Below are 24,698 nucleotides of genomic sequence, written 5' to 3'. Positions count from 1 at the left end.
GCGGGGGACGACGCCCGCCTGTCACGTACACAACAGCCGCATGGCGGGCGGATGATGTCCGCGTGGACACCCCTCCCGTACGCTGCGGGGCCATGAACGCTGAGCGAACTGACTCATCGAACCCGCCGGTGACCACCTCGGGGGCCACCGCGAGGACCGCCGTGGTGACCGGGGCGGGCTCCGGCATCGGCCGGTCCGTGGCCGTCGAACTGCTCGCCGCGGGCTGGTCGGTGGCGCTCGCGGGCCGCCGCCTGGAGACACTGGAGGAGACGGCCGCCCTCACCTCCGCCGGGGCCTCGGGCCCGGCCGACGCGGCCGGCTCATCCGCGAAGGACGGCGCCGCCCTCTGCGTACGTACGGACGTGTCGCGACCCGAGGACGTGGCCGCGCTGTTCTCCGCCGTGCGCGACCGCTTCGGGCGCCTGGACCTCCTCTTCAACAACGCCGGGACGTTCGGCCCCGGCGGCGTCGCGGTCGAGGAACTCCCCTACGACGCCTGGCGCCACGTCGTCGACACCAACCTCAACGGCGCCTTCCTGTGCGCGCAGGCGGCCTTCCGGCAGATGAAGGAGCAGGACCCGCAGGGCGGGCGGATCATCAACAACGGCTCCATCTCGGCCCATGTCCCGCGCCCGAACTCGGTGGCGTACACGGCGACGAAGCACGCCCTGACGGGCCTGACGAAGTCCCTCTCCCTGGACGGCAGGCCGTACCGGATCGCCGTCGGGCAGATCGACATCGGCAACGCGGCGACCGACATGACCGAGCGCATGCAGTCCGGAATCCTCCAGGCCAACGGCCAGTTGGCGAGCGAGCCGGTGATGGACGTGGCCGACGTGGCGCGCACGGTGCGGCACATGGCGGAGCTGCCGCTGGAGGCGAACGTCCAGTTCGCGACGGTGCTCGCGACCAACATGCCCTATATCGGGCGGGGTTGACGGCTCGCGGTGACGGGGGTGGCGCGTGGTGGCGCGATCGCCCGGCAGAGATCTCCACAAGTGGAATAGGAACTACCGCATCAATACAGGGCAGCACACCCCGTATGCTCGGCTTCTCTCCACGAGAAATTCACACTTGGAGCACTCCTTGCGCATACGCACCGCCGCCCCCGCCGTCCTCGCCGCCACCGCCCTGTCGGTGTCCCTGCTCGCAGCGTCGCCCGCGTCGGCGGCGACCGTGCGCCACCAGGGCGGACTGCACCTCGGCTACATCCAGTACGACAGCCCGGGACGGGACACCCGCTCGAACGCCTCGCTGAACGCGGAGTGGGTGAACATCCACAACAACAGCCGGTCCGCGATCCAGCTCAAGGGCTACAAGCTCAAGGACAACACCGGCTACACCTACACCTTCGGCAGCTACAAGATCGGCGCCGGCAAGACCGTCAAGGTCCGCACCGGCAAGGGCACCAACGCCTCCGGAGTGCGCTACTGGGGCCAGGGCAACTACGTCTGGAACAACACCAGCGACAAGGCCCGCCTGATCAAGCCGAGCGGCTCCCTCCAGGACTCCTGCTCCTGGGGCCGCGGCGACCACGGCACCAAGAACTGCCACTGACCACCACCGAAGGGGAGGGGGCAGGGCAATCGCTCCGTGGTGGGTGGGACACCGCGGTTGGGGCCGCGGGAATGACCCGGGCCGCGGAGCGGTTGCCCTGCGACATGACGACGAACTCCGCGGGATTCCCCGCCGCCCCCGAGGTGCTGCGGTACACCGCCTTCGCGACCGATCCCGCGGGCGGCAACCCCGCCGGGGTCGTACCGGACGCGGCCGGGCTCGACGACGCGGCGATGCTCGCGATCGCGGCGGAGCTGGGGTACAGCGAGACGGCTTTTCTCACGCCGGGCGTCGGGGGCACCGGAGCTCCCGGGAGCTCCGAACGGTCTTACTCCGTACGCTACTTCAGCCCCAAGGCCGAGGTTCCCTTCTGCGGCCACGCCACCGTGGCGTCCGCGGTGGCGCTCGCCGAGCGGGACGGGGCGGGGCCCGGGGACTATGTCTTCGCCACACGGGCGGGCACCGTGCCGGTGACCGTCGCCGAGGCGGACGGGGTGCTGCGGGCCACCCTCACCAGCGTGGCGCCGCGCATCGAGGAGGCCGCGCCGGACGACGTGACCGAGGCACTCGGCGCGCTCGGCTGGGCCCCGGGGGAACTGGACGCGGCGCTGCCGCCGCGCATCGCGTTCGCGGGCGCCCGCCATCTCGTGCTGGCGGCCGCCACCCGTGCACGGCTCGCCGATCTCTCGTACGACTTCACACGCCTCGAAGCACTGATGCGGCGGCTCGACCTCACCACACTCCAACTGGTGTGGCGTTCAGGCGAGTTCGACTTCCACGTGCGCGATCCGTTCCCGGTCGGCGGTGTCGTGGAGGACCCCGCGACGGGCGCGGCAGCGGCGGCCTTCGGTGCGTACGCGCGCGACCTCGCGCTCGTCCCCGCCGACGCCGTCCTCACCCTCCACCAGGGCGAGGACATGGGCAGGCCCGGCGTCCTCACGGTGACGCTGCGGGACGGGGACGCGCGGGTGCGGGTGAGCGGGGCGGCGGTGCGGATCCCGCCGGGGGCGTGACCCCCGGACCCTTCGGACCCTTCAGGCCTGGCCCGTCTTGTCAGGCCTGGCCCGTCTTGTCAGGCCTGGCCCGTCTCGAAGCGGGACACCTTGCCCTCGTCGTCCACGGTGAAGCGCCACTTCGTCCGCATCTCGCCCCACGTGTCGTTGCGGTACGTGACGAGCAGCGTGCGGCCGCCGTCCGACTCCGAGTCGACGTCCATGTGGCCGTTGCAGGAGAAGATCTCCCGCTCGGTCCAGTCGGCGATGTCCCGGTCGGAGCCGTCGTCGGACATGGTCGCGCCGGGCGCGAGCAGGGCCTCGAAGGCGGCCTTGTCATTGGCGTTCACGGCGGTGACGAAGGCGCGTACGGCGGGGTCACCGAGCCTGTTTACCTGAATGCTCATGGGCCCACGGTCACACCGGGCGCGGCGCGGCGCCACCTGTGCGGGCCGGGACCGGTCACCCGTACGGCCTAGCGGACCGGGTGCCCGGGGCCGGTCCGGCGGACGGTGGGAGGAGACCGATCCCCGCCCACCGCAGCCCCGGGAGCCGCCATGACCTGCTCGTGCCTGGACCGACGTGACCTCGGCCTTCTGCTGCTCCGCGCGGGCACCGGCGGGGTGCTCGCCGCACACGGCGCCCAGAAGCTCTTCGGCTGGTTCGGCGGCGGCGGACTCGAAGGCACAGGCGCCTTCATGGAGTCCGTCGGTTACGCCCCCGGCAAGCTGAACGCCCTGGTCGCGGGGGCCTGCGAGGCGGGCGGCGGCGCGCTCCTCGCCCTCGGCCTCGCGACGCCCGCGGCGGGGGCCGCCGCGGCGGGAGCCATGGCCGGCGCCACGGCCGTGCACACGCCCAACGGATTCTTCAGCCAGGGCGGCGGCTACGAGTACCCGGCGTTCCTCGGCCTGGTCTCGGCGGCCCTCGCCGTCACGGGCCCCGGCCGCTACTCCGCCGACCACGCGCTCGGCCACGCCCTCAACCGCGGCTGGATGGTGCCGGCCGCCCTCGCGGGCACGGCCGTCGGGGTGCTCGCCACGCTGGGGGCGAGGAACAAGAAGGTGCGCGAGGCGGGGGACGTACGGGACGACGCCTCGCCCGAGATGTAGCCGCCGTGACAGGCTGCGGGGCATGGACGATCACGAGGACCCGTGGGAGACGGTCGGCCGCCTCTACGAATGGCTCGATTCCCACAACCGGCGCGCACCTCAAGAGGCCTTGCTCCTAAGGATGTTGAAGCTGTCCGAGGAGGTGGGCGAGGTCGCACAGGCGGTCATCGGCGCCACCGGCCAGAACCCCCGCAAGGGCACCACCCACACCTGGGACGACGTCCAGGCCGAGCTCTGCGACGTCATCGTCACGGCCATGGTCGCCCTGCGCACGCTGACTCCGGACGCGCGGGGCGTGCTGGCCGAGCATCTGCGGCGCGTGGGTGAGCGGTCGGTGGGTGGGCGGTCGGTGGGCGGGCGGTCGGTGGGCGGGCAGTCCTTGGGTGGGTGGTCGTCGGACAAGCGGACGTCAGAGGAGCGGACGTCAGAGGAGCGGACGTCAGAGGAGCGGACGTCAGAGGAGCAGTCCTCAGACAAGCGGACCGCAGAGGGACAGTCCTCGGAGTTGCAGACCTCAGACAACCGGACCTCGGAGGAGCAGTCCTCAGACGACCGGACCTCGGAGGAGCAGTCCTCAGACGACCGGACCTCGGAGGAGCAGTCCAAAATCACTGTCCCACCGACCAGTTAACGAGTTAGCGTCCGCTTCCATGACCACTACCTCCGCCACGTCCACCGCCACCGACGGCCCCCCTCGCCTCACCCGCCTCACCTTCCACGGCCCCCTCTCCGAGGCCCGCGCGCAGCGGATCGTCGAGCGCCTCGCGGCGTCCGGCCCCCGCACCGTGCTCGACCTCGGCTGCGGCTGGGGCGAGTTGATGCTCCGCGTGCTCGAAGCCGCCCCCGGGGCCACCGGCGTCGGCGTCGACCTGAAGGGCGAGGACCTGGACCGCGGGCGCGCGAACGCCGAGGAGCGCGGGCTCGGCGAACGGGTCGTCTTCGCCGAGGAGTCCGCGACGGACACCACGCGCGGCCCCGCCGACGTGGTCCTGTGCCTCGGTGCGAGCCACGCGCTCAGCGCCGCCCAGCTGCCGGCCAAGGCGACGGTCGAGGCACTGGCCGAGCTGCGCCGCCTGGTCAACCCCGGCGGCCGGGTCGTGCTCGGCGAAGGCTTCTGGCAGCGCACGCCCACCGAGGAGGAGCTCGCCGGGATGTGGCCGGACGCCCGGGTCGAGGAGCACCTGTTCCTCGGCGACCTGGTGGACGCGGCGATCGAGGCGGGGTTCCGGCCGCTGTGGGTGGAGACGGCGAGCCCCGAGGAGTGGGAGGAGTTCGAGTCCGCGTACCGCTCCGACGTCGAGGAGTGGCTCGCCGCGCACCCCGGCCACCCGCTGGCAGCCGAGACCCGCGAGCGCGTCGACGCCCAGCGCTCGACCTGGCTGCGCGGCTACCGCAGGGTGCTCGGCATCACCTATCTGACCTTGGTGCCCGTCGCCTGAGGCGAGTTAGGGTCGCGCGGTAAGGGCGTCGGGGAAGACACACTCGACGAGCTCCGAGGACAAGCAAGGGGGGCCACGCACCATGAGCGCGAGGGTCACGGCGGTCAGCAGCAACGGAACGTACTCCTTCACCAAGCCGAACCGCGAGAGCATCACGCTGCTCGAAGGGCTCGGCGTCGAGGGGGACGTGCACGCCGGGGAGAAGGTCAAGCACCGCTTCCGCGTCGCGCAGAACCCGGACCAGCCGAACCTGCGCCAGGTCCACCTCATCCACGAGGAGCTCTTCGACGAGCTGGCCGCTGACGGCTACACCGTGGCGGCGGGCGAGCTCGGCGAGAACGTCACCACGCGCGGCATCGACCTGCTCGGCCTGCCCACCGGGGCGCGCCTGCGCCTCGGCGAGACGGCCGTCGTGGAGGTCACCGGGCTGCGCAACCCCTGCCGTCAGATCGACGACTTCCAGGCCGGGCTGATGAAGAAGGTCGTCGGACGCGACGACAGCGGCGCCGTCTTCTACAAGTCGGGGATCATGAGCGTGGTCCTGCGGGGCGGCGAGATACGCCCCGGCGACGCGATCGAGATCGTCCTGCCGGAGGAACCGCACCACCCGCTGAAGACCGTCTGAGACTGCCTGAGACCGTCTGACTGCCTGAGACCGTCTGAGTACCTGAGGCCGTCTGAGGCCGGTGAGGACTAGCGCCTGAGCCCGCCCGCCCTACGCGAACCACGTCTCGGCGAGCGCGTCGAGCGTCGGCTCGGGCGGGGCGGGCAGTTCCCGCAGATACCAGGGCAGATTGCTGTACACGTGCAGCAGCGTGTATGCGAGGAGTTGGCGCGGATCGTACGTCCTGCCGTACGCCTTCATGAAGCGCGCGAGCAGTCCCGGTTCGCCGCGTGTGACGAAGAGGCCGACGGCCACGAAGTCGTACGCCCTGTCGCCGATCATGGCGGGCTCGAAGTCGAAGAGCCCGGTGAGCCGCCAGCCGTCGGGGGCGACGATCAGGTGCTGGCGCATGAACTCGGTGTGCAGGAGCGCGTGTTGACCGGCGTCCGTCGCGCCGTCGGCAGGCAGTTCGACGGAGTCGAGGAAGCCGGGGATCTGCTCCAGCCAGCTCTCCGGCAGCTCGCGCTCCCGCTGCCGCGCGACCGCGCCGGCGCGCTGCCGGTCGAGGAACGCGGTCCAGTCACCGGGCCCGAGGACGTCGGCGAGCGGCGCCGGGTCGAGCGCGTGCAGGGCGGCCAGGGTCTCGGCGGCGTCGGTGACGATCCGCTCCCGGTCGGCGTGCGGGATGCGCGGCCACGCGACGGCGAGGTCCTCGCCGGGCAGGCGGGACATCAGGACGTAGCGCCAGCCGTTCTCGTACGTTCCCCAGTCGTGCAGCCGGGGCGTGGGGACGGGGAGGCGGCCCTCGACGTGGCCGAGCACGCGGGCCTCGGTGACGCCGTCCTCGGCACAGACGGTGGGGAAGAGCTTCAGTACGTGCTCGTCGCCGACCGCGTAGACCGGCTGGGAGCCCTCGGAGTAGCGGGTCAGGGGAGCTCCGGCGAGCCCCAGCCTGCGGCACAGGTCCTCGACGCCGGGCCGCATGACCGCTTCGTCGGGGACGACGCGGTCCCACTCCTCGTCCGTCTTCACCTCGGGCAGCATGATCGGCACCGTACTGGCTACCGAAGTAGGGCCGCGACCGACTTTCGGCTGCTGTGCGCGGTGCGGGCCCGCTCCTAACGTCCCTGGTGAAGGCGATCGACGGCGACCGGCCGTCACGGGGCGGAACGGAGCACCACAACATGTCGGGCGACAGGCTCAACAAGGCACGTGGCGGCGCGAGTTCGCGCGAGGAGACCACGGAGATCGGCCACCCGCGCGGCGATCTCGCCCTGATCCTCGTCGGTATGCCGCTCCTCGGCCTGCTGCTCGGGCTCGCACTGCCGCGCCTGGCCCGCTGGGCGTCCGGGTCGCCGGTGTTGCCGTGGCGGGACGGCATCGAGTTCATCGGCGGGCTCGACGCGCCGTGGCAGACCGCGCTCGTCATGGCGGCGGGGCTCGTGGCCGGACTCCTGCTGGCCTTCACGGCGCTCGCGGAGTCGATGAAGGTGAGGCTGAGCGACGCACGGGTGACCGTCGAGCAGGAGGGCCGGACGCGGACCTTCGAACGCGCCGACGTCTCGGCGGTCTTCCTCGACGGCAAGCACCTGGTGCTGCTCGGCGCGGACTCCGGCGAGCTGGCGCGCGGCGAGAACGGGGCGCGCGCCGCCGCCCTGGCCGGGGCCTTCCGCGCGCACGGCTACCCCTGGCGGGACGCCGATCCGCACGCGTCCCTGTTCCGGCGCTGGATCCCCGGCACCCCCGACCTGCCCGCCGAGGTGCACGCGCTCCTCGCGGCGCGGAAGGCCGCGCTGAAGCGGGACGCCGGGCGGGACGCGCGGGACCTGGTCGAGACGGTGCGCGGGCTCGGATTCGTCGTACGCGATGAGGGCAAGGAGCAGCACTGGCGCCCCCTGGCCGGGGCGTGAGGGTCGGGGCGTGAGGGTCGGGGCGTGAGGGTCGGGGCGTGACAAAGGCGGTGCCTCTCCCCGAGGGAGAGGCACCGCCCCATGACATGTGGCGTCAGGCCGTCAGGCCGTCAGGCCGTCAGGCCGTCAGGCCGTCAGAACACGAACGGCCCCGGCGACTGCGGCGACGTGGCCGTGCAGTTCACGGTGATGCCGAGGACCTGGACCTTCAGGGACTTCGCTTCGAGGCTGTCGCCCGAGGCGACGGTCCCGGCGAGGGGTCCGGTGGACACGGCGCCGCCGGCCGGGATGGCCGGGTTGGAGTTGCCGGTGAAGTCGGTCGTGCCGGTGCCGTTCTTGGTGAGGGTGAGCGTCGAGGTGACCGCGCCCGCCGCGACGTCGATGGGGGCCGTGATCGCGGACGTGGACAGGTCGATGGTCGCGTTGGTGCCGTCCTGGGTGGCCTTGAGCGTCGCCGTTCCCGCGCCGTACGAACCGCAGTCGAACGAGAGGGTGGCGGTCTGCGGCTCCACGGCACCGGCCGCGGGTGCCATCGCGAGCGCGCCCACGGCGAGGGCGCCCGCGCCGATCGCCGAGCCGATTCCGATGCCGAATCTGCCATGTCGCATGGAGGACCTGCCTTCATGGTGGGGGGAGCGAGGGGGTGCCGGTCTGACGGGTAGTCAGCAGCCCGGATTGTTGCCCATTGATACACAGGGCCTCTGACGTGACAAGGCCGACCCCGCGATCCTTGACATGTCACGACCAATTCCGGCCGCCCCCTCGCCCACTCCCCTCAGCCCTCGCCGCGCAGCGCGCCCGACACCTCCTCGGCAAGGAGGTCGACGTACGCGGCGGTCCAGGTCTCGAACGTCGGGCGGTCCCACAGGTCGGTCGAGAACTCCACGTACCCGGAGAGCACGTCACCCGTGGGAATCAGACCGAAGTTCAGCTCCCCGCGCGCGCCCGACACCGCGAGGTCCTCGACCGCCGTGGTCAGGCCCGGCAGCTCGATGTCCGTCTCCAGCGAGCTCTGGTACTGGAAGCCGAGCGGCAGCCGCTCGGGCACCTCGGTGGCGAGGGCCTCGCTCAGGTCCGCGGCCAGCGCGCGGATCGGCGAGGGGTGGGCCATGGCCTCGACGGCGTCGCGTGCCACCCGCTCCACCAGCTCCGCGAACGGCCCGGCGGCCGCGCCGTCGGCCCGCAGCGTGAAGGACGACACCGTGCAGGCCGCGAGCGCCTCGAACTCGCGCCGCTCGCGGTTGGCGAAGGAGATGTTGAGGAGGATGTCCTGCCGGTTCCCCACCTTCGCGACCAGACGGGCGAAGGCGGCCGCCGTCACCACGAAGGGCGTCGTGCGGTGCCGTCGCGCCAGCGCCTCCACGTCGGCGCGCGTGTCCCGGCCTACCGTGAACAGCACCACGTCGCCGTCGCCGCTCAGCACCTCGGGCTTGGGCCTGTCCAGCGGCAGCGGCATGGCGAAGGAGGCGCCCTTGAGGCGGCGCGCCCAGTGCTCGACCAGGCGGGCCTTGTCCTGCGTATGGCTCTGCTCCTGCTGCCAGCGCGCGTACGCACCCGGCTGCGGGGCGCTCTCGGCCAGGCCGTGCGGGGTCCCGGTGGCCGCCGCCCGGTAGAGCTCGGCCAGTTCGCGCAGCAGCAGGCTGACCGCCCAGCCGTCGCAGCACGCGTGGTGCATGACGAAGACCAGCGCCCAGCGGTCCTCGCCCGTGCGCAACAGACGCAGGACCGGGGCGAGTTCGCCGAGCAGGTCGATGGGCGTCGAGGCCGTCTCCCCTGCCTCGACATGCGCCGCGGCCTCGGCGTCGGCCGCCGAACCGAACCTGGCGAACAGGTCCTCCTCCGGCAGCTCCACCGGCCTGGCGCGCAGCACCTCCTGCCACCACTGCTCGCCGCCGTCCGACACGAAGCGCGTACGCAGACCCTCGTGCCGGGCGATCAGCTGACTGAGCGCGGTGCGCAGGGCCGGTACGTCCAGCGCTCCCGTCAGGGTGAGCCGCATCGCCACGTTGTAGATCTCGGGGCGGGCGTGCGTGCCGTGACGGGCGATGAAGGCGGCTTGCTGGGCGGTGACGGGGGCGCGGCCGACGACGTCCGTGTCGCCTGCGCCCCCTGTGCCCTCTCCACCCTCTTCGCTCCCTTCGCCCACGGCTCCGGCCCCGGCCCCGGCCCCGGACTCACCCCGGGACTCGGCGAGGTAGGCCGCCATCGCCCGCAGCGTCGGCTCCTCGTAGAAGCGGGCGACGGGGTACTCCGTGCCGAACTCCTCCCGTACGGCGTTGGCGAGACGGATCGCCGTGATCGAGTGGCCGCCCAGCTCGAAGAAGGAGGCGTCGGACGCGATCGCCGCCGCTTCCGTCTCGAACTCCTGGGCCCACAGCCGCTTCAGCCGCGCCTCGACGCCGTCGCTCGCGGCCCGCGTCCGCCCTGCACGGGCCGTGGGACCGGTGGGCGAGGTGATCAGCGAGGGGGCGGGCAGCGCGGCCCGGTCCAGCTTGCCGTTGCCGGACAGCGGGAGGCGGGGAAGCACGGCCCAGGCGCGCGGCACCATGTGGTCGGGCAGCAGCCGGGCGAGCTCCGCCGTCAGCCGGTCCGCGAGCTCCTGCTCCGCCGCGCCGGGACGCGCGGGCACGGCGTAGGCGACGAGCCTGGCCTCGCCCCGCTGGTCGCGGCGGGACAGGACGACCGCTTCGCCGACCTCCGCCAGGCCGTTGAGGGCCCGCGAGACCTCCTCCGGCTCGACGCGGTAGCCCCGTATCTTCACCTGGTCGTCGGTCCGGCCGCGGAACTCGAGGGATCCCGCGGCGTTCCTGCACACCAGGTCACCGGTGCGGTACATCCGCCCTTCGGTGCCGCGCGGATCGTCGACGAAGCGCTCCGCGGTCAGGTCGGGCCTGCCCAGGTAGCCGTTCGCCACGCCGGGACCTCCGACGTACAGCTCCCCCACCTCGCCTGCGGGCGCCTCGCGGCCGTCCGCGTCCAGGACCCGCAGCGTGACGTTGTCGACGGGGCGGCCGATCGGGATCGGGGACGGTGCGGCGCCCGACTCGTCGGGGCGCACGGTCTCCACCGTGCACAGCACCGTCACCTCGGTGGGGCCGTACACGTTCACCGTCTCGTACGGAGCGCCGGGGCGCGGCCGGGTGCGCAGCACGTCGCCGCCGACCAACAGGTGCCGCAGGGCGGGCTGTTGGTCCTCCGGCAGCGCCATGACCGCCTCGCCGAGGGCCGTCGGCAGGATGGAGAAGGCGATCCGCCGGTCCGTGTACCAGCGGGCCAGGACGGCCGGGTCCCTGCGCGTCTCCTCGTCGGCCACCACGACCGTGGCGCCCGCGGTCAGCGCGGGCCAGATCTCCAGCGCGGAGGCGTCGAAGCCCTGGCTGCACACGGCGGCACTGCGGTCGTCGGCGGTGAAGCCGAAGCGTTCGTGGTGCCACTGGCACAGGTCCACCACGGCCCGGTGCGGGATCGCGACGCCCTTGGGAGTGCCGGTGCTGCCGGAGGTGTAGATGGCGAAGCAGAGGGATTCGGGGCCGTGGGGGGTGTGCGACGCCGGGACGTCCGTCGAGGGACCTGCCGCCTCGACGCCCGAGGGGCCCGCGGCGTCGACGTCGAGCACGGCGGTCCCTGCCGGTGCCGTCGGCCGGGCGTCCGTGCGCCCGGCGCCGTCCACCACGAGCACCCGTGCGCCGCTCTCCGCGAGGATCGCCTCGGCCCGCGCCCTGCCCTGGCCCGGGTCCAACGCCACATATCCGTGGCCGGACTTGAGGGACGCGAGCATGGCGACGATCAGCTCGGGGCCGCGCGGCAGCCACAGGGCGACCGGCGCTTCCCCCGTGCCCGCGGCCCGCAGTGCGCCCGCGAGTCGGTCGGCGCGCTCGGCCAACTCCCCGTATGTCAGGGTGACTTCGCCGCTGATCACCGCGGTGCGGTGCGGGGCGACCTCGGCCCAGCGCGACGTCAGGGAGTCGACCGTGCTGCGCGTGCGCTGCCGCACGGGGCCGCGCCGCCACTCCTGCGGCTCCGCGGCCGGGGCCTGGGCGCCCACCGCTTGGGCGCCCACCGCCTGGGCGAGGACGTCACGGAACGTCGCGAAGAGCCCGTCGATCGTCGCCTCGTCGAAGAGGTCGGTGTTGTACTCCCAGTGGCAGCGCACACCGTCGGGCTGGTCGGTGAAGTACACGCTGAGGTCCGTCAGCGCCTTGTCGGGACCCGAGTCGAGCGGCGTCGAGCGGATCCCGGGCAGGTCGAAGTCGAACGGGTCGCCGGTCTCGAACTCGGCCAGCGTCTGGAAGACGGGCGTCCGGTCGAGCGCGCGCGGCGGGTCCAACTCCCGTACGACCGCGCCGAAGGGCACGTCCGCGTGGTCGTACGCGTCCAGGGCGACCCCGCGCACCCGGTCCAGGACCGTGCCGAAGTCCGGGTCCCCGGAGAGGTCCAGACGCAGCGCCAGCGTATTGACGAAGAAGCCGACCACGTCCTCGTACTCGGGCGTGCGGTCGGACATCGGCGTGCCGATGACCACGTCGTCCTGGCCGGTGACGCGGCACAGCGCGGCCGCGTACCCGGCGAGCAGGGTCATGAAGAGCGTACTGCGCCTGCTCCTGCTGAACTTCCGTACGCTGTCGGACAGTTCGGGGCTGAGGGCGCGGAACAGGGCGCGGCCGTTGGAGGTCATCACCGCGGGCCGCGGCCGGTCGGTGGGCAGCTCAAGGACGGGCAGGTCGCCGTCGAGGGCCTTCTTCCAGTACGAGAGGTCCTCCGCCGACTTCGCGTCGGCGAGCGAGTCGAGCTGCCGGCGGGCGTGATCGGCGTACGTACGGGTGAGCACGGGAAGCTCCGCCGCCGGGCCGCCCGGCAGCTCCGCGCGGTACAGGGCGGAGACGTCGCGGGCGAGCACGGCGGCCGACGCCGCGTCCATCACGATGTGGTGCAGGGACAGGACCAGGACGTGCCGCCGCTCGCCGAGCCTGACCAGGCGCGTGACGAACAGCGGGCCGTTCACCAGGTCGAAGCGGCGCTCGCTCTCGGACTTGAGGGTGGCGGCGACGGGGTCGTCCACCCCCGCCTCTTCGATGATCTCGAAGTCCACGTCGGCCGGTGGCAGTGTGAACTGCCGTGGCTCGCCGCCCACTTCACGGAAGACGGTGCGCAGCTGCTCGTGCCGGACGGCCAGGGCACGCAGGGCGGCGCGCAGCGCGGGCACGTCGAGCGGGCCTTCGAGCTCGATGGCCTTGGTCTCGTTGTACGCGGTGCGGCCGGGCAGCATCCGCTCCAGGAACCAGACGCGCTGCTGGCCCGGGGAGAGGGCGGATCCCTGGTCCGTCGTGGGGTTCCGCACGGGCACAGGAGCGGCCTGGGCGGTCGGCACCACGGACGTCGCGCGGTCGCGGCGCAGCGCGTCGAGGTGGACCAGGCCCGCCCGCAGCGCGCTGGGCTCGACGCCGAAGTCGACCAGGGCGACGATCTCGTCGGCGCCCGCGGCACCCACCGCGTCCACGACCGAACGGACCGTCTCGGGGCTGCCGATGAGAGCCCGCTGGTCGCAGTAGCGGTCGTAGGCGCGACGGAAGACCACGTCCAGGTCGTCCTCGGTCATCGCCGAGAGGTCCACCTGATGGCCGAGGCTGTTGGCGACGTTGCCGAACAGGGACAGGGAGGCCCGCATGTAGCGGGACAGCGGATCGCGGGCCTCGGCGCGTGCCGCGTCGTGGTCCTCGTCGAGGTAGGTGTGGAGCAGCACGGCCACGTGCCCCGCGTCCGGATCGAGGCCGTGCTCGGCGCGCGTGCGGCGGTAGAGCGCGATGTTCTCGCGCAGCTGTTCGACGTCCTGCGTCATGAGGTTGGTGACGACGCCCAGGTCGTGGCGGGCGGCCAGGGCGTACGAGGCCGGATTGCCGACGACGGCCGTGTACATGGGCGGGGCGTCCTGGACCGGGCGCGGGAAGAGGTGGAGGTCGCTCTCGCCGTTCCCGGTGGTGCGGCGGACCGGCTCGCCGCGCCACAACTTCCTTACCTCCTCGACCTGTTCGTACATCTTCTCCTTGTGGGAGCCGAAGCGCTCGGGGAAGAAGACGAAGTCGTTGGCGTGCCAGCCGCTGGCGCAGCCGATGCCGATACGGCCGCCGGAGAGGTTGTCGACCATCGACCACTCTTCGGCGACGCGGATCGGGTCGTGCAGCGGCAGCACCACGGAGCCCGCGTTGATGCGGATGCGGTCCGTCTCGCGGGCGAGGGCCGCGGCGAGGACGACGGGGTTGGGGAACAGGCCGCCGAAGGAGTGGAAGTGCCGTTCGGGGATCCACAGGGAGTGGAAGCCGTTGCGGTCGGCGAAGCGGGCGGTCTCAAGGAGGTGGTCGTACTTGCCGTGGCGGGGGGCCTCGCCGTCCTGCGGGTAGTCGCCGAAGAAGTAGACGCCGAAGTCGAGTGTCTTGGCGGGGGTCTTGGCGGGGGGCGCGGGCTTGGGGTCGGACGTCGCCTGGGGCTTCGGGGCGGGCTTGGCGGGCTCGGGGAGCGCCGCGGTCGTGGCCGTGGTGGTGGCAGTGGCTGCGCTGTTCCAGGCCACGGCCTGCGCCCTGGGGGCGGGCTGCGTCTTGGGAGCGGGCTGTGCCCGGGGAACCGGCTGCGCCTTGGGGCGGGGTCCGGCCTTGGGGCTGCCCAGCGAGAATCCCGCCCCGCGCAGCTCCCGCAGCGAGTCCTTCACCGCGTCCACGATGAACTCGACGTCCCCGTCGGTGTGTTCGGTGGACAGGAAGAAGTTGCGCCACTCCCACACGTGCACCCCGCGCAGCATGAGGTGGTGGTAGAGCAGCTCCATGTCCGCGCGGTGCTCGAAACGGAACATCGAGCCGAAGTGGTCGAGGCTCAGGGCGAACCCCTCGGCCTCGAAGAAGGCGTTGAGCGTCGCGGCCAGTTCGTCCGTGCGCGCGTTCAGGCGTTCCTGGAGCCGCGGGCTGTTCTCCTTGAGGTGGGTCAGGACGGCACGCGCCGCGACCATCGACACCGGGTGCTGGATGTAGGTGCCGCCGAAGAACGTGGTGTCGGCCGCCGGGTAGCTGGCGTCCCCGTAGGTCCAGTGGCCGCCGTCGATGCCGTCCATGATGTCGGCCCGGCCCGCGATGGCGCCGATGGGGAAACCGCCGCCGAGCAGCTTTCCGTAGGTGGCCAGGTCGGGCGTGACGCCGTAGAGCTCCTGGGCGCCGCGCGGCGCGGGGCGGAAGCCGGTCAGCATCTCGTCGAAGAACAGCACGATGCCGTGCCGCCTGGTCAGCTCGCGCAGCCGGCGCACGAACTCGGCGGGCTGCAGCGACGGGTGGCGGCTCTGCACCGGCTCCACGACGACCGCCGCGATGTCGCCCGCCTGCTGCTCGATGACGGCGAGGCTCTCCTCGCTGCCGTACGGCAGGACGAGCAGGTCGGCGACGGCGTTGCTCGGCACGCCCGCGGACATCGGGACGGTGGTGAGGCCGCCCTCGCCGCCGGTGCGCGGGGAGCGTCCGAGGACGTTGTCGTTGTGGCCGTGGTAGGCGCCCTCGAAGGTGATGATGCGGGAGCGTCCCGTGGCGGCGCGGGCCAGGCGGATCGCCGCGGAGTTCGCCTCCGTACCGGAGTTGGCGAACGCGACGCGCTCCAGGCCCGTCAGCTCGGAGAGCAGTTCGGCGGCCTCGCCGGTCTCGACGTTGCGGGGGCCGAGCTGGATGCCGCGCGAGAGGTGCTCGCGGACCGCCTCCGTGACGAAGGCGGGCTCGTGGCCGAAGAGCAGGACGCCGAAGCCCATGGTGATGTCGACATAGCGATTGCCGTCGATGTCCTCCAGCCACGAGCCCTGCGCCCGCCGCCCCGCGAGGGGGTACAGCATCTCTTTCGTGGTGCTGCGGAAGCCGACAGCCGCGCGGCTGTCGGCGAGTACGCGGCGGTAGCGCTGGGCGATGCGCTTGGAGGTGGGCGTCTTGGCGGTGTAGCGGCGCACCAGGTCGTCCAGGTGGGCCCGTTGGGAGTCGGAGGCGCCGCCGCGGACCATGCCGGAGCCGCGGGCGACCTCCAGGCGGGGGCCGTGCTGGGCCCGCCGCGGCTCCGGGGTCTCGTCCGGTGCGGCCTGTGTCTGGGCCTGTGTCTGGGCCTGTGTCTGCGTCTGGGCCTGTGCCTGTGCCTGTGCCTGTGCCTGTGTCTGCTCGGCCGCCGGGGCGCCGATCTGCTGGGCGATGCGCTGCGAGAGCTCGGCCATCGCCGCGAGGTCCTGGTCGACCGCAGCGGAGACGGAGCGGGAGTCGGAGCTGGGGCTGGAGCCGGAACGGGAGCTGGGTTCGGTCTCGGTGGTCACCGGTCCGCCTTCCCGTCGGCGGTGGGGTTCGCCGCCTGATTCGCCTGAGCCGCCTGAGTCGCCTGGTTGGCCAGCAACTGGGTGAGCTGGCCCATGAGTTGGAGCTGGATCTGCGAGAGCTGGTGGACCTGGCGTACGAGGTCCTCCACTTCACGGCGTGTGGCGTACTCGACCGGGGCGGCGGGAGCCGGGGCGGGCTCGGGGATCACGGGGGCGGGCGGCGCGACGGGAGCGGCCTGGGCGGACACCGCGATCGGTGCGACCTGCGCAGGCGCGGGCGCGGGCGCGGCAACAGGAGCGACCGGGGCGGGCGCGGCGACCGGAGCGGACACCGCGCCCCCGCCCACACCCCCCGTCTTCCCCACGATGATCAGGGCGAGCCCCTTGGCCGTCCCCGCCTCCTCGAAGAGCTCCCTCATCGACACCTTGACGCGGTGCTCCTCCTCCAACTCCCGCAGCACACCGATCATTTGCAGCGAGTCCGCGCCGAGATCGAAGAAGGAAGCGTCCTCGGCTATCTCGCTCGTGTCGTAGCTGAGGTGCTTCGCGGTGACCTTGATGATGTGCTGCAGCACCCGCTCGACCGCTGCCTCGTCCTGTGCCACTTCCGCCCCATCCCTTGCCGTTTGTACGGGTTGTACATGTACGGGTCGTGCGGGCCGGGGAAGGTGGTTCTCCGGCCCTGTCCAGTAGTCCTTGTGCTGGAATCGGTAGCCGGGCAGGGGGATCCTGCGCCCCGCCCCGCCCATGAAGATCCGCCAGTCGACGGGGGCCCCGGCCCTGTAGAGCCCGGCGGCCGCGTCCCACAGCGGTTCGAGCCCCGCGCCGCGCCGCAGGGTCGGAAGCGCCGCCTTGTCCGGCGCCTCCCGGCGCGCGAGCCCGCTGAGCGTGGTGTGCGGTCCGATCTCGACCAGCACCCCCACATCCGCGTACGCGGCCGCCAACTCCCCCATGACGTCCGCGAATCGAACCGGTTCACGCGCCTGGCGTACGAGGTAGTCGGCGTCCGGCAGCCACCCCGCGGGCCGGGTGAGCCCGTCAAGGCCGCTGATGAACGGCACGTCCACGGGCCGCCACTCCACCTCGGCGCACAGCCCGCGCAGCCCGTCGAGCACCGGGTCCATCAGGGCGGTGTGGAAGGCGTGCCGCACCGGGAGCTCCCGCCCCGGGATCCCGCGCTCGGCGAGCAGCGCGGCCAGGCGTGCCACGGCCTCGGCCGGGCCCGCGAGCACCTGGCTCCGCTCGCCGTTGACGACCGCGAGCTCCACGCCGGGCACCTCGGCGGCCAGTTCGCGTGCCGTGCGCGCCTCGACCTGCACCGCGAGCATCGCGCCGGGCGCGCAGTGCCGCCGCATGAGCCGTCCGCGCTCGGCCGTCAGGCGCAGCCCGTCCGCCAGGGAGAGCGCCCCGGCCGCGTACAGCGCTCCGTACTCCCCGACGCTGTGCCCCGCGACCACGCCCGGTGCGATCCCGGCCGCCCGCCACAGGCGGACGAGCGCGCACTGCAGCGCGAAGAGCGCGGGCTGCGCGAGCTCGGTGGGCCAGACGGGCTCCTCGTCACCCGCCTCCTGAAGCAGCGGGCCGAGGAGGCTGTCGCCCCCGGTGAGCGCGGCGAACTGCCGCTCACAGGCGTCCAGGACCTCGCGTACGACGGGAAAACGCTCATGGAGGGCGCGGGCGACGCCCCGGTGGAGGCTGCCCTGCCCCGTGAAGAGGAACCCGGCATCGGCCCCGCCCGACTGCGGCTTCGACTCCGACTGCGACTCCGACTTCGACTTCGACTTCGACTTCGACTGCGCCTTCGGCTTCGCGATCCAGTCGTCGAGGGCTCCGGTGAGCGCGGCCACCGTGTCGCCCCGCACCGCGAGCCGCTGCCTGCGGTGGGCCCGGCCGAGCGCCTGCGTCGTCACGAGGTCCGCGAAGTGCGTCTCGGGGTGGGCGCGCAGGTGGTCGCGGAGAGCCACGGCGTTGTCGGCGAGCGCCGCCTCCGTGTGGCCCGCGACGACCAGGACGCCCGGAGCCGTCGGAGCGTCGGCCGAGCGAGCGACGGGCTCGGGAGCCTGCTCCAGGACGACATGAACATTGGTGCCGCCGACGCCGAACGAGCTGACACAGGCCCTGCGCGGCCCGTCGCCCTCGGGCCACGGACGCGGCGAGTCGGGGATGTAGAAGGGGCTGGACGCGAGGTCGAGGGCGGGGTTGGCGCGGCGGAAGTTGGCCATCGGCGGGATGACGCCGTGCCGCAGCACGAGCAGCGCCTTGACCAGGCTCGCCAGGCCCGAACACACGTCGAGGTGCCCGATGTTGGCCTTGACCGAGCCCAGCGCGCAGTAGCCCGTGCGGTCGGTGTCGGCGCGGAACGCGGCGGTGGCGCCCTCGAACTCGATCGGGTCACCCTTGAAGGTGCCGGTGCCGTGCGTCTCCAGATAGCCGACGGTTCCCGCGTCGACGCCCGCCTTCTCCAGCGCGCGCCGGATCGCGCGCCGCTGGCCGGACGCGCTCGGCGCGGCGAACGCCTTCTTGTCCGCGCCGTCGTTGTTGGCACCCCAGCCCCGGATGACGCCGTGGATGTGATCGCCGTCCGCGACGGCCCTGTCGAGGCGCTTGAGGATCAGGGCGACCACGCCCGTGCCGCCGACCGTCCCGTCCGCGTCGGCGTCGAAGGGCCGCAGGTAGCCGCTCTTGGAGAGGATGGAGCCCTTCACGTACTGGTAGCCGAGCACCTGCGGCACGTGGAGGGCGGTCGCCCCGGCGACGGCGATGTCGCACTCGCCGGCGACCACGGCCTGCGCGGCGACGTACACGGCGGTGAGCGAACTGGAGCACGCCGTCTGGACGTTGACGGCCGGACCGGTCAGACCGAGGCGGTAGGAGGCGCGGTTGGCGGTGAAGTCGCTGAAGTTGCCGACGGCGACCTGCAGCCCCGCGACCCAGTCCGCGACGCCCTCCTGGAGGACGTTGTTCTGCAGATAGGTCTGGAGGGTGTAGAGGTGGTAGCCGGTGCTCGCGTAGACCCCGACCTCGCTCGTGCCCGTGTCCTGGGGCGCGCCCGCGTACCCGGCGTTCTCCAGCGCGTGGTGCACGCACTCCAGGAACAGACGGCTCTGCGGGTCGGTGATCCTGGCCTCGTGCGCGCTCATCCCGAAGAAGGCCGCGTCGAAGCCCGCGATGTCGTCGATGACCCCGCTCGCCCCGACGAACTCCTCGGCGCGGTACTGCTCTTCGGGCACACCGGCGGCGGCAAGCTCGGCCTCGGTGAAGCGGCGGATGCGGTCGGCGCCGTCGTGGATCGTGCGCCAGAACTCCTCCGGGGTGTCGGCGCCGGGCAGCCGGAAGGACATCCCGACGACGGCTACGGCATCACGGGCGGCGGCGGTCATCGGGCCTCACTCCCCTGAGCACCAGCGGGATCGCCCACGCTGCCGCTGTCGTTCGAGCTGTCGCGGTCGTCCACACTGTCGCCCTGCTCCCTCGATTGCCCCTTGACCCGCCCCACGACGGGTCCCGCGACGTGCCCCGTGCCTTGATCCTTGGCCTGCCCCTCGGAGGCTCCCTCGGCGTTCCTCCCGTACCGCACCAGCACGACGAACAACGCGAGGCACAGCACGATCGCCAACCCGTGGAGCAGCCCCACGACATGAAGCGGCGAGGAGCGTTCGAGGAGGGCGCCGCTGACGAGCATCCCCAGACCGAACCCGGTGTTCTCGACGGAGGCGGAGAGCCCGAAGAGCCTGCCGCGCTGCTCGTCGGGGGCCGCCTGGAGCCGGGTGACGTACGCGATCTCGGTGAGCCCGTCGGCCATGCCGGCCACCAGGGCGGCCACCACGGCCACGCCCGTGGGCAGTCCGGCGAACACCACGATGAACGCGGCGGACATCACACAGGACCCGATGGCGAAGGCCCGCTCCCCCGGCCCCTGCCGCCCACCGCGCCCGGCCCACCGCCCGCAGATCTGCTGCATGACGATGTTGCCGATGGCCCAGGTGGCCCAGAACTGGCTGACGAACGTGGCCGGATGGGACGGGTCGAGGTCGCTGGAGTAGACGGGCAGCGCGACGTTGTGGGACGAGGACCCGAGTCCGTCGGCGGCGCGCACGACGATCATGACGGCGAGGACGGGAGCGGCACGGAGCAGAAGAAGGGCTCCACCGCCGGGGGCGGCGCCGCTGCCCGCGGCTTTCGCCTCGCCCCCTCCCCCCTCTGCCTCGTCCCCCTTCTGCCCCGTCTCTTCCTTGTCCTTCCCCTTCGTACGAATGGGAAGGGAGAGGAGGACGCTGGCCGAGACCGCGAAGGTGGCGGCATCCAGAGAGATGGCGGCGACGTAGCCGAGTTGCGAGACGATGACGCCCGCGGAGGCGAAGCCGGCGATCATCGCGAGGGAACGCCCGGTGGCAAGGAGTGAGTTGGCGCGCATCCGCAGATCACCCCCGACGATCTCGGGGATGCTGCTGCGCAGGGCGACGCCGGAGAGGGTCGAGCAGAAACCGGTCACGACGGCCAGGACGTACAGAAGCCCGGCACGGCCCCCGTCGGGAGCGATCAACAGCGCTATCATTGCGGCGCACTGAGTCAGATCGGCGCCGACCATCAACCTCTTGCGGTCGTACGCCGAGACCAGCCGTCCGCTCACAAAGCCGGACACGACGCTGGTCATCAGGCGCACGGCCATGAAGATCCCCGCGGCCAGGGCGCTGTCGGTCACCTCGTAGATGAAGACGTTGAGGGCGACCATGTTCAGGTAACTGCCGTACGCCGAGACGCCGTTGCCCACGACGAGCAGCCGGAAGTGCCTCACGTTCTCCCCCTTGGTCGCCGCCGGGCTGCCATTCAGGTCGTGCACGGCTGTGCTCAGCCGAGACCGCTTTCACACTCACCCGCCCCGAAGCGCGCCCACAGTCACCCGAATTGGCGACTTGACAGCACGGTCGCTCTCGGTAGCCGAGGGTTTGCCCCAGGGTTCCTGGGACTCCTTTCTGTTTCACCGAGGCCATGGTTAGATCAAGTTGCGGCCAGGGCCGCCGGAGATGTTGACAGTGCCTCCCGGGGGGGAAGATGCCAGTAGACAGCCGTCCACAGAACGCGCCGGCGCTGTCCCACAGGGAGCGCCAGGTGCTGACCCATATCGCGGAGGGCCTCTCCCACAAGCAGGTCGCCAGACGCCTGGGCATCAGCGTGCACACGGTGAGCACCTACCTGCGCCGCATCCGCACCAAGCGCACGGCTCCGACCGTCGCGCACCTGATCCGCCTGAGTCTCACCGAGGAAGCGAAGACGGGCGCGAAGAACTGAACGGGAAGAAGGCCGCGGACGACGAGCCCGGCGCCGTCGCGGGCGGCGCCGTCTACACCATCACGTTCCTGCTCTTCGCGTACATCCCCGCCACCTTCGCCGGTGAACTCTTCGGCAATCGCGGGATGCCCATGTCGCCGTGGTGCGGCCGATGTCCCTGTGGCCGTGGCTGCCGCCGGTGGTGCCCACGGTGTTGTCGTTCGCGCCTCTCGTCTTCGCCGGATGGTGTGTCAAGCGATGGCACCGCCACCTGCGGAACCGGCAGCGGCCCCAGCTGGGGCCGTTCAAACCGGTGCCCCGGATCGGCGAACCGGACGCGTGAGATTACGGGGCCGCACGACAGGGGACGCACGTCAGACCCACGACATACGATGCCTCGCGAGGCGGGGGGGGGGGGAAGGGGCAGACGAGTCGGGCTGTACGCCGGGTTCTGTCGCCCGGTCGCCTCGCGGCGGCCGGGGAGACGGCCATCCATCTAGGGTCGGCATTGCTGCCGACCTCGTGCGGTCTACCCGCGGACTCGGGCGGGCAGCCCTCGGTCGTCCGCGCAGGGCCACTGTTGCCAGTGGCCCCTCTTGACCTTGCTCCAGGTGGGGTTTACCTAGCCGCCTGAGTCACCTCAGGCGCTGGTGGTCTCTTACACCACCGTTTCACCCTTACCGAGGACCGTGAGGTCCCCGGCGGTCTGTTTTCTGTGGCACTGTCCCGCGGGTCACCCCGGGTGGCCGTTAGCCACCACCTTGCCCTGTGGAGCCCGGACGTTCCTCGGGAAGGTCCCCCGAGGGGGTCTTCACGCGGCCGTCCGCCCGGCTCGTCTGCCGTGCCGACCATGTTACCCGCCGGGTCCCCGAGGTCGGTGCCGTGGCCGCCGTCGCCAGGAAGGAGCCCGCGAGGATCAGGGCGAAGGCCGCCATGACGTCCGCCGTCAGGGGCTCGGAGAGGAAGGCGACGCCCGCCGCCACCGCCACCGCCGGGTTGACGTAGGTGAAGACGACGGCGCGGGTCGGGCCCGCCTCCCTGATCAGTTCGAGGAAGACGAGGAAGGCCAGGGCCGTGCAGATGACGCCGAGGCCCGCGAGGGAGGCCAGCGTCGGGGCGTCGGGCACGGACGCGGGCCAGGAGAGCGCCGCCGCGGGGGCGTAGACCACGGCGGCCAGGACCAGGCAGGGCGCGATCAGCTGCAGGCTGGGCACGTCCCGGAGGTGGCGGGCGACGATCAGCGGGGCGATGGCGTAGCCGAGGGCCGTCAGCATGACCTCCGTCAGGGACCAGGCGTCGCCGCCCGTCAGATGGGGCGCCGTCAGGACGGCCACGCCGCCGAGGCCGAGGCCGAGGCCGGTGAGACGGCGCGGGCCGAGCCGTTCCGTGTCGCCGAAGAAGCGGGCCAGGAGGGCGCCGATGATCGGGACGGCGGCGATGAGCAGCCCCGCGGTGGAGCTGGAGATGCGGCGCTCCGCGTCGGTCAGGGTCCACCACGGGCCGAGGATCTCGACACAGGCGAAGGCCAGCATCGGGCGCCAGTGCGTCTTCAGTACGCGGGGCAGTCCCCCTTGTCGTACGGCGAAGGGGAGCAGCAGCGCGGCGCCCAGCGCGCAGCGCGTGAAGACGACCGTCGACGGCGACAGATCGCTGTCGACGGCCACTTTGATCATGAGATACGGGATGCCCCACAGGACACCCATGAGGGAGAAGAGAAACCAGCCGCGTGCCGTCATGCGGGCAGTTTCGGCCGGATCAGCGTCGGGGGTCTTGAACGCTGTTGCGGTACGTGCAAGGGCGGACGCTTGCCCGGTACGCCGCCGGGGTCACCCCGAGCACCCTGCGGAACCAGCGCGTGAGGTGCGCCTGGTCCGCGAAGCCCACCAGGGAGGCGGCCTCGGCGGGGCGCAGGCCCGCCTCCAGGTGGGTGCGGGCGAGCGTCACGCGGTGCTGGGCGAGCCAGGCGTAGGGCGGCATTCCGGTCGATGTGCGGAAGGCGCGCAGGAGTTGGTAGCGGGACAGGCCGAGCGGGGCGGCGAGTTCGGCGAGGGAGGGCGGGGCGAGGAGTTCGTCGGCGAGGCGGTCGCGGACGGCGCGGGCGATGTGGTCGGCGCCGGGGACGTGATCGGCGAGGGGACGGGCGGTGCCGTGCCTGCGGGCGAGGGCGGTGAGCAGCCAGGGGAGGCGGGACTCCGCCTCCAACGGGTCGACGGGTCCGCTGAGTTCGGTGTGCGCGGCGCGCAGGGCCGCGGCCAGTTCGGGGTCGTCCATCACCGCGTCGCGGAAGTGCGGCGTGGCCGTGGTGCCCTCGGCGAGGAGGAGCGGTGCCGGGTACATGGCGCGGTAGGCGTAGCCGCCGCTGGCGCCGGGGCCGCCGGTGTGCACCTCTCCGGGGGCGAGGACGACGATGGACCCGGGCCCGAGGTGGAGCCGCCCGCCCCGGTAGTCGATGACCTCGAAGCCTCCGACACAGACTCCGACGGTGAATTCCTCGTGGTAGTGCGGGGCGTAGCGGTGACGGTCGAAGCGGGCGGTCAGCATATCGAGCGTCCGGCCGCAGGGCCCGAGCGGGGTGCGGGTCCATATGGCCCGCTCACCGGGGCCGACGGCAGCGGCGAGGTCGTCATGGTGCGGAGCGGGGGCCGCACCGCCTCCGGTCGTTGCGCTGTGCGTGCCCTGCATACGGTGCTGCTCCCCCGATGGCTCGTCGTACCGTCACCGGTCCAACGCCCACGCACCCCGTTTCCATGCCGGACCGGGGCCCACGTCAGAGAAACTCTCCGGTCTCCAGCTCGAAGGCGAACGGTTCGGGCAGGTCCACCGGCTTACCGAACGAGCGCGTGCAGCCCTCGCCGTAGTCGTCGCCCTCCGGGTCACGGAACAGCGTCACGGAGGAGGCGTCACGATCGATGAGCAGATAGAGCGGGATACCGCCCCGGGCATAGCAACGCCGCTTGGCCTCGCGGTCGATCTGCGCCTTGCGGGAGGTCACCTCGACCACCATGGCGACGCCTTCGCAGGGCATCCACGGGGCGGCGCCGCGGAAGAGCCTACGCTCGGCGGGGGCGAAGGTGCCGTCCGGAATCAGGTGGTTCTCGGGACAGGCGCCCCCACTCTTCAGCTTCAGGCCCTTGTTCCCGGAGAAGTCCATGTCGGTCCGGGAGCGCCTGATCACCTGCTTCACGACCAGATTGATGCAGTCCTCGTGGTCCCCGTCCGGCGGCGGCGTCACGACGATGTCTCCCTCGATCAGTTCCGCCCGGAATCCCTCCGGGGTGTCCAGAGCGAGGAAGCCCTCCAGCAGGATCTCCGCCTGCGTGAGCGGCTCGTGTGCCATGGCGGTCATGTCACGCTCCTCCTTCGGTCGCTCGTCAGACTGGGGCATCAGGTGATCAGCCGTCCGTGAGATCGAGAGTCGTTCCCTCGATCGTGGCACACGGGCGCCTTCGGCGGGCAGGGCACGATCCTGGCGGGTCGTGTGCACCTTGACCTTGCCGCAACG

Annotated in this window: 19 protein-coding genes, 1 other RNA gene and 2 pseudogenes; 12 read left to right on the top strand and 10 right to left on the bottom strand. The window is 72.2% G+C overall.

What is annotated here, in order from left to right; genetic code table 11:
• Positions 1-92 precede the first annotated feature (92 nt).
• The 3 genes from AB0B50_RS16050 (at position 93) to AB0B50_RS16040 (ending at position 2,570) form a co-directional block, all read left to right on the top strand.
• Positions 93-938 carry an SDR family oxidoreductase gene (locus tag AB0B50_RS16050; protein ID WP_362331047.1) on the top strand — a complete coding sequence of 282 codons (846 nt, stop codon included), beginning with the start codon at positions 93-95 and terminating at the stop codon, positions 936-938.
• A 148-nt stretch (positions 939-1,086) separates the two neighbouring features.
• A complete protein-coding gene (locus AB0B50_RS16045; RefSeq protein WP_362331044.1) occupies positions 1,087-1,557 on the top strand; it encodes a lamin tail domain-containing protein in 471 nt (156 codons plus the stop codon).
• Between the two features lie 104 nt (positions 1,558-1,661).
• The gene (locus tag AB0B50_RS16040; protein ID WP_362331041.1) at positions 1,662-2,570 is read left to right on the top strand and encodes a PhzF family phenazine biosynthesis isomerase; all 909 of its coding nucleotides are present in this window, start codon (positions 1,662-1,664) and stop codon (positions 2,568-2,570) included.
• A gap of 59 nt (positions 2,571-2,629) precedes the next feature.
• Here AB0B50_RS16040 and AB0B50_RS16035 read toward each other — a convergent pair whose 3' ends face one another.
• Positions 2,630-2,956, bottom strand: a complete 327-nt coding sequence (locus AB0B50_RS16035) for a nuclear transport factor 2 family protein (protein WP_362331038.1) — start codon at positions 2,954-2,956, stop codon at positions 2,630-2,632.
• Between the two features lie 150 nt (positions 2,957-3,106).
• On the opposite strand from AB0B50_RS16035, the gene AB0B50_RS16030 reads away from it, so the two are divergent.
• From AB0B50_RS16030 to AB0B50_RS16010, 5 genes and pseudogenes are all read left to right on the top strand, one after another.
• The gene (locus AB0B50_RS16030; protein WP_362331035.1) at positions 3,107-3,658 is read left to right on the top strand and encodes a DoxX family membrane protein; all 552 of its coding nucleotides are present in this window, start codon (positions 3,107-3,109) and stop codon (positions 3,656-3,658) included.
• Positions 3,659-3,680: 22 nt separating this feature from the next.
• Positions 3,681-3,998, top strand: a pseudogene (locus AB0B50_RS16025) (MazG-like family protein); the annotation flags it as partial.
• Positions 3,999-4,045: 47 nt separating this feature from the next.
• The gene (locus tag AB0B50_RS16020; RefSeq protein WP_362331643.1) at positions 4,046-4,297 is read left to right on the top strand and encodes a pentapeptide repeat-containing protein; all 252 of its coding nucleotides are present in this window, start codon (positions 4,046-4,048) and stop codon (positions 4,295-4,297) included.
• A gap of 11 nt (positions 4,298-4,308) precedes the next feature.
• Positions 4,309-5,097: a class I SAM-dependent methyltransferase gene (locus AB0B50_RS16015; protein ID WP_362331032.1), complete on the top strand. Its 789-nt coding sequence runs from the start codon at positions 4,309-4,311 to the stop codon at positions 5,095-5,097.
• Positions 5,098-5,179: 82 nt separating this feature from the next.
• The gene (locus AB0B50_RS16010; protein ID WP_362331029.1) at positions 5,180-5,722 is read left to right on the top strand and encodes an MOSC domain-containing protein; all 543 of its coding nucleotides are present in this window, start codon (positions 5,180-5,182) and stop codon (positions 5,720-5,722) included.
• A gap of 90 nt (positions 5,723-5,812) precedes the next feature.
• On the opposite strand, the gene AB0B50_RS16005 is transcribed toward AB0B50_RS16010, so the two are convergent.
• A complete protein-coding gene (locus AB0B50_RS16005; RefSeq protein WP_362331026.1) occupies positions 5,813-6,745 on the bottom strand; it encodes an aminoglycoside 3'-phosphotransferase/choline kinase family protein in 933 nt (310 codons plus the stop codon).
• Positions 6,746-6,885: 140 nt separating this feature from the next.
• On the opposite strand from AB0B50_RS16005, the gene AB0B50_RS16000 reads away from it, so the two are divergent.
• Entirely contained in the window at positions 6,886-7,611 is a 726-nt protein-coding gene (locus AB0B50_RS16000; protein ID WP_362331023.1) for a hypothetical protein, read from the top strand.
• Between the two features lie 134 nt (positions 7,612-7,745).
• Here the strand turns inward: AB0B50_RS16000 and AB0B50_RS15995 are convergent, their stop codons facing one another.
• From AB0B50_RS15995 to AB0B50_RS15980, 4 genes are all read right to left on the bottom strand, one after another.
• Entirely contained in the window at positions 7,746-8,219 is a 474-nt protein-coding gene (locus AB0B50_RS15995; protein ID WP_362331020.1) for a hypothetical protein, read from the bottom strand.
• Between the two features lie 167 nt (positions 8,220-8,386).
• Positions 8,387-15,928 (bottom strand): MupA/Atu3671 family FMN-dependent luciferase-like monooxygenase, encoded by a 7,542-nt coding sequence (locus tag AB0B50_RS15990; protein WP_362331017.1) that lies wholly within the window; start codon positions 15,926-15,928, stop codon positions 8,387-8,389.
• Complete coding sequence (locus tag AB0B50_RS15985) at positions 15,925-19,308, bottom strand: beta-ketoacyl synthase N-terminal-like domain-containing protein (protein ID WP_362331014.1); 3,384 nt, start codon at positions 19,306-19,308, stop codon at positions 15,925-15,927. The genes AB0B50_RS15990 and AB0B50_RS15985 overlap by 4 nt, the downstream gene beginning before the upstream one ends.
• Positions 19,305-20,723, bottom strand: coding sequence for an MFS transporter (locus tag AB0B50_RS15980; RefSeq protein WP_362331641.1), 1,419 nt, complete (start codon positions 20,721-20,723; stop codon positions 19,305-19,307). Before AB0B50_RS15980 ends, AB0B50_RS15985 begins: the two co-directional genes overlap by 4 nt.
• A 257-nt stretch (positions 20,724-20,980) precedes the next feature.
• Between AB0B50_RS15980 and AB0B50_RS15975 the strand changes: the two genes are divergently transcribed.
• Positions 20,981-21,217 carry a helix-turn-helix transcriptional regulator gene (locus tag AB0B50_RS15975; RefSeq protein ID WP_362331011.1) on the top strand — a complete coding sequence of 79 codons (237 nt, stop codon included), beginning with the start codon at positions 20,981-20,983 and terminating at the stop codon, positions 21,215-21,217.
• Between the two features lie 151 nt (positions 21,218-21,368).
• Complete coding sequence (locus AB0B50_RS15970; RefSeq protein ID WP_362331008.1) at positions 21,369-21,539, top strand: hypothetical protein; 171 nt, start codon at positions 21,369-21,371, stop codon at positions 21,537-21,539.
• 81 nt (positions 21,540-21,620) lie between these two features.
• Here AB0B50_RS15970 and rnpB read toward each other — a convergent pair.
• Positions 21,621-22,031, bottom strand: an RNA gene (gene rnpB, locus AB0B50_RS15965) — RNase P RNA component class A.
• Between the two features lie 47 nt (positions 22,032-22,078).
• On the opposite strand from rnpB, the gene AB0B50_RS15960 reads away from it, so the two are divergent.
• A complete protein-coding gene (locus AB0B50_RS15960; RefSeq protein WP_362331006.1) occupies positions 22,079-22,201 on the top strand; it encodes a hypothetical protein in 123 nt (40 codons plus the stop codon).
• Here AB0B50_RS15960 and AB0B50_RS15955 read toward each other — a convergent pair.
• From AB0B50_RS15955 to AB0B50_RS15945, 3 genes and pseudogenes are all read right to left on the bottom strand, one after another.
• A pseudogene (locus AB0B50_RS15955) lies at positions 22,150-22,932 on the bottom strand (DMT family transporter); the annotation flags it as partial. The gene AB0B50_RS15960 and the pseudogene AB0B50_RS15955 overlap by 52 nt on opposite strands.
• A 19-nt stretch (positions 22,933-22,951) precedes the next feature.
• Positions 22,952-23,737, bottom strand: coding sequence for an AraC family transcriptional regulator (locus AB0B50_RS15950; protein ID WP_362331638.1), 786 nt, complete (start codon positions 23,735-23,737; stop codon positions 22,952-22,954).
• A 226-nt stretch (positions 23,738-23,963) separates the two neighbouring features.
• Positions 23,964-24,542, bottom strand: a complete 579-nt coding sequence (locus tag AB0B50_RS15945) for a Uma2 family endonuclease (RefSeq protein WP_362331004.1) — start codon at positions 24,540-24,542, stop codon at positions 23,964-23,966.
• Positions 24,543-24,698: the final 156 nt, after the last annotated feature.

Origin of the sequence: Streptomyces sp. NPDC041068 (assembly GCF_040647455.1) — a bacterium.
Classification (GTDB): Bacteria; Actinomycetota; Actinomycetes; order Streptomycetales; family Streptomycetaceae; genus Streptomyces.
This window is presented reverse-complemented; position numbering and strand designations above follow the sequence as displayed.

Bases quoted from the DNA above. Each gene is read 5' to 3' on its own strand.
- AB0B50_RS16050 (WP_362331047.1), top strand. From the start codon at position 93: ATGAACGCTGAGCGAACTGACTCATCGAACCCGCCGGTGACCACCTCG.
- AB0B50_RS16040 (WP_362331041.1), top strand. From the start codon at position 1,662: ATGACGACGAACTCCGCGGGATTCCCCGCCGCCCCCGAGGTGCTGCGG.
- AB0B50_RS16035 (WP_362331038.1), bottom strand. From the start codon at position 2,956: ATGAGCATTCAGGTAAACAGGCTCGGTGACCCCGCCGTACGCGCCTTC.
- AB0B50_RS16030 (WP_362331035.1), top strand. From the start codon at position 3,107: ATGACCTGCTCGTGCCTGGACCGACGTGACCTCGGCCTTCTGCTGCTC.
- AB0B50_RS16015 (WP_362331032.1), top strand. From the start codon at position 4,309: ATGACCACTACCTCCGCCACGTCCACCGCCACCGACGGCCCCCCTCGC.
- AB0B50_RS16010 (WP_362331029.1), top strand. From the start codon at position 5,180: ATGAGCGCGAGGGTCACGGCGGTCAGCAGCAACGGAACGTACTCCTTC.
- AB0B50_RS16005 (WP_362331026.1), bottom strand. From the start codon at position 6,745: ATGCTGCCCGAGGTGAAGACGGACGAGGAGTGGGACCGCGTCGTCCCC.
- AB0B50_RS16000 (WP_362331023.1), top strand. From the start codon at position 6,886: ATGTCGGGCGACAGGCTCAACAAGGCACGTGGCGGCGCGAGTTCGCGC.
- AB0B50_RS15995 (WP_362331020.1), bottom strand. From the start codon at position 8,219: ATGCGACATGGCAGATTCGGCATCGGAATCGGCTCGGCGATCGGCGCG.
- AB0B50_RS15985 (WP_362331014.1), bottom strand. From the start codon at position 19,308: ATGACCGCCGCCGCCCGTGATGCCGTAGCCGTCGTCGGGATGTCCTTC.
- AB0B50_RS15975 (WP_362331011.1), top strand. From the start codon at position 20,981: ATGCCAGTAGACAGCCGTCCACAGAACGCGCCGGCGCTGTCCCACAGG.
- AB0B50_RS15970 (WP_362331008.1), top strand. From the start codon at position 21,369: ATGTCCCTGTGGCCGTGGCTGCCGCCGGTGGTGCCCACGGTGTTGTCG.
- AB0B50_RS15950 (WP_362331638.1), bottom strand. From the start codon at position 23,737: ATGCTGACCGCCCGCTTCGACCGTCACCGCTACGCCCCGCACTACCAC.
- AB0B50_RS15945 (WP_362331004.1), bottom strand. From the start codon at position 24,542: ATGACCGCCATGGCACACGAGCCGCTCACGCAGGCGGAGATCCTGCTG.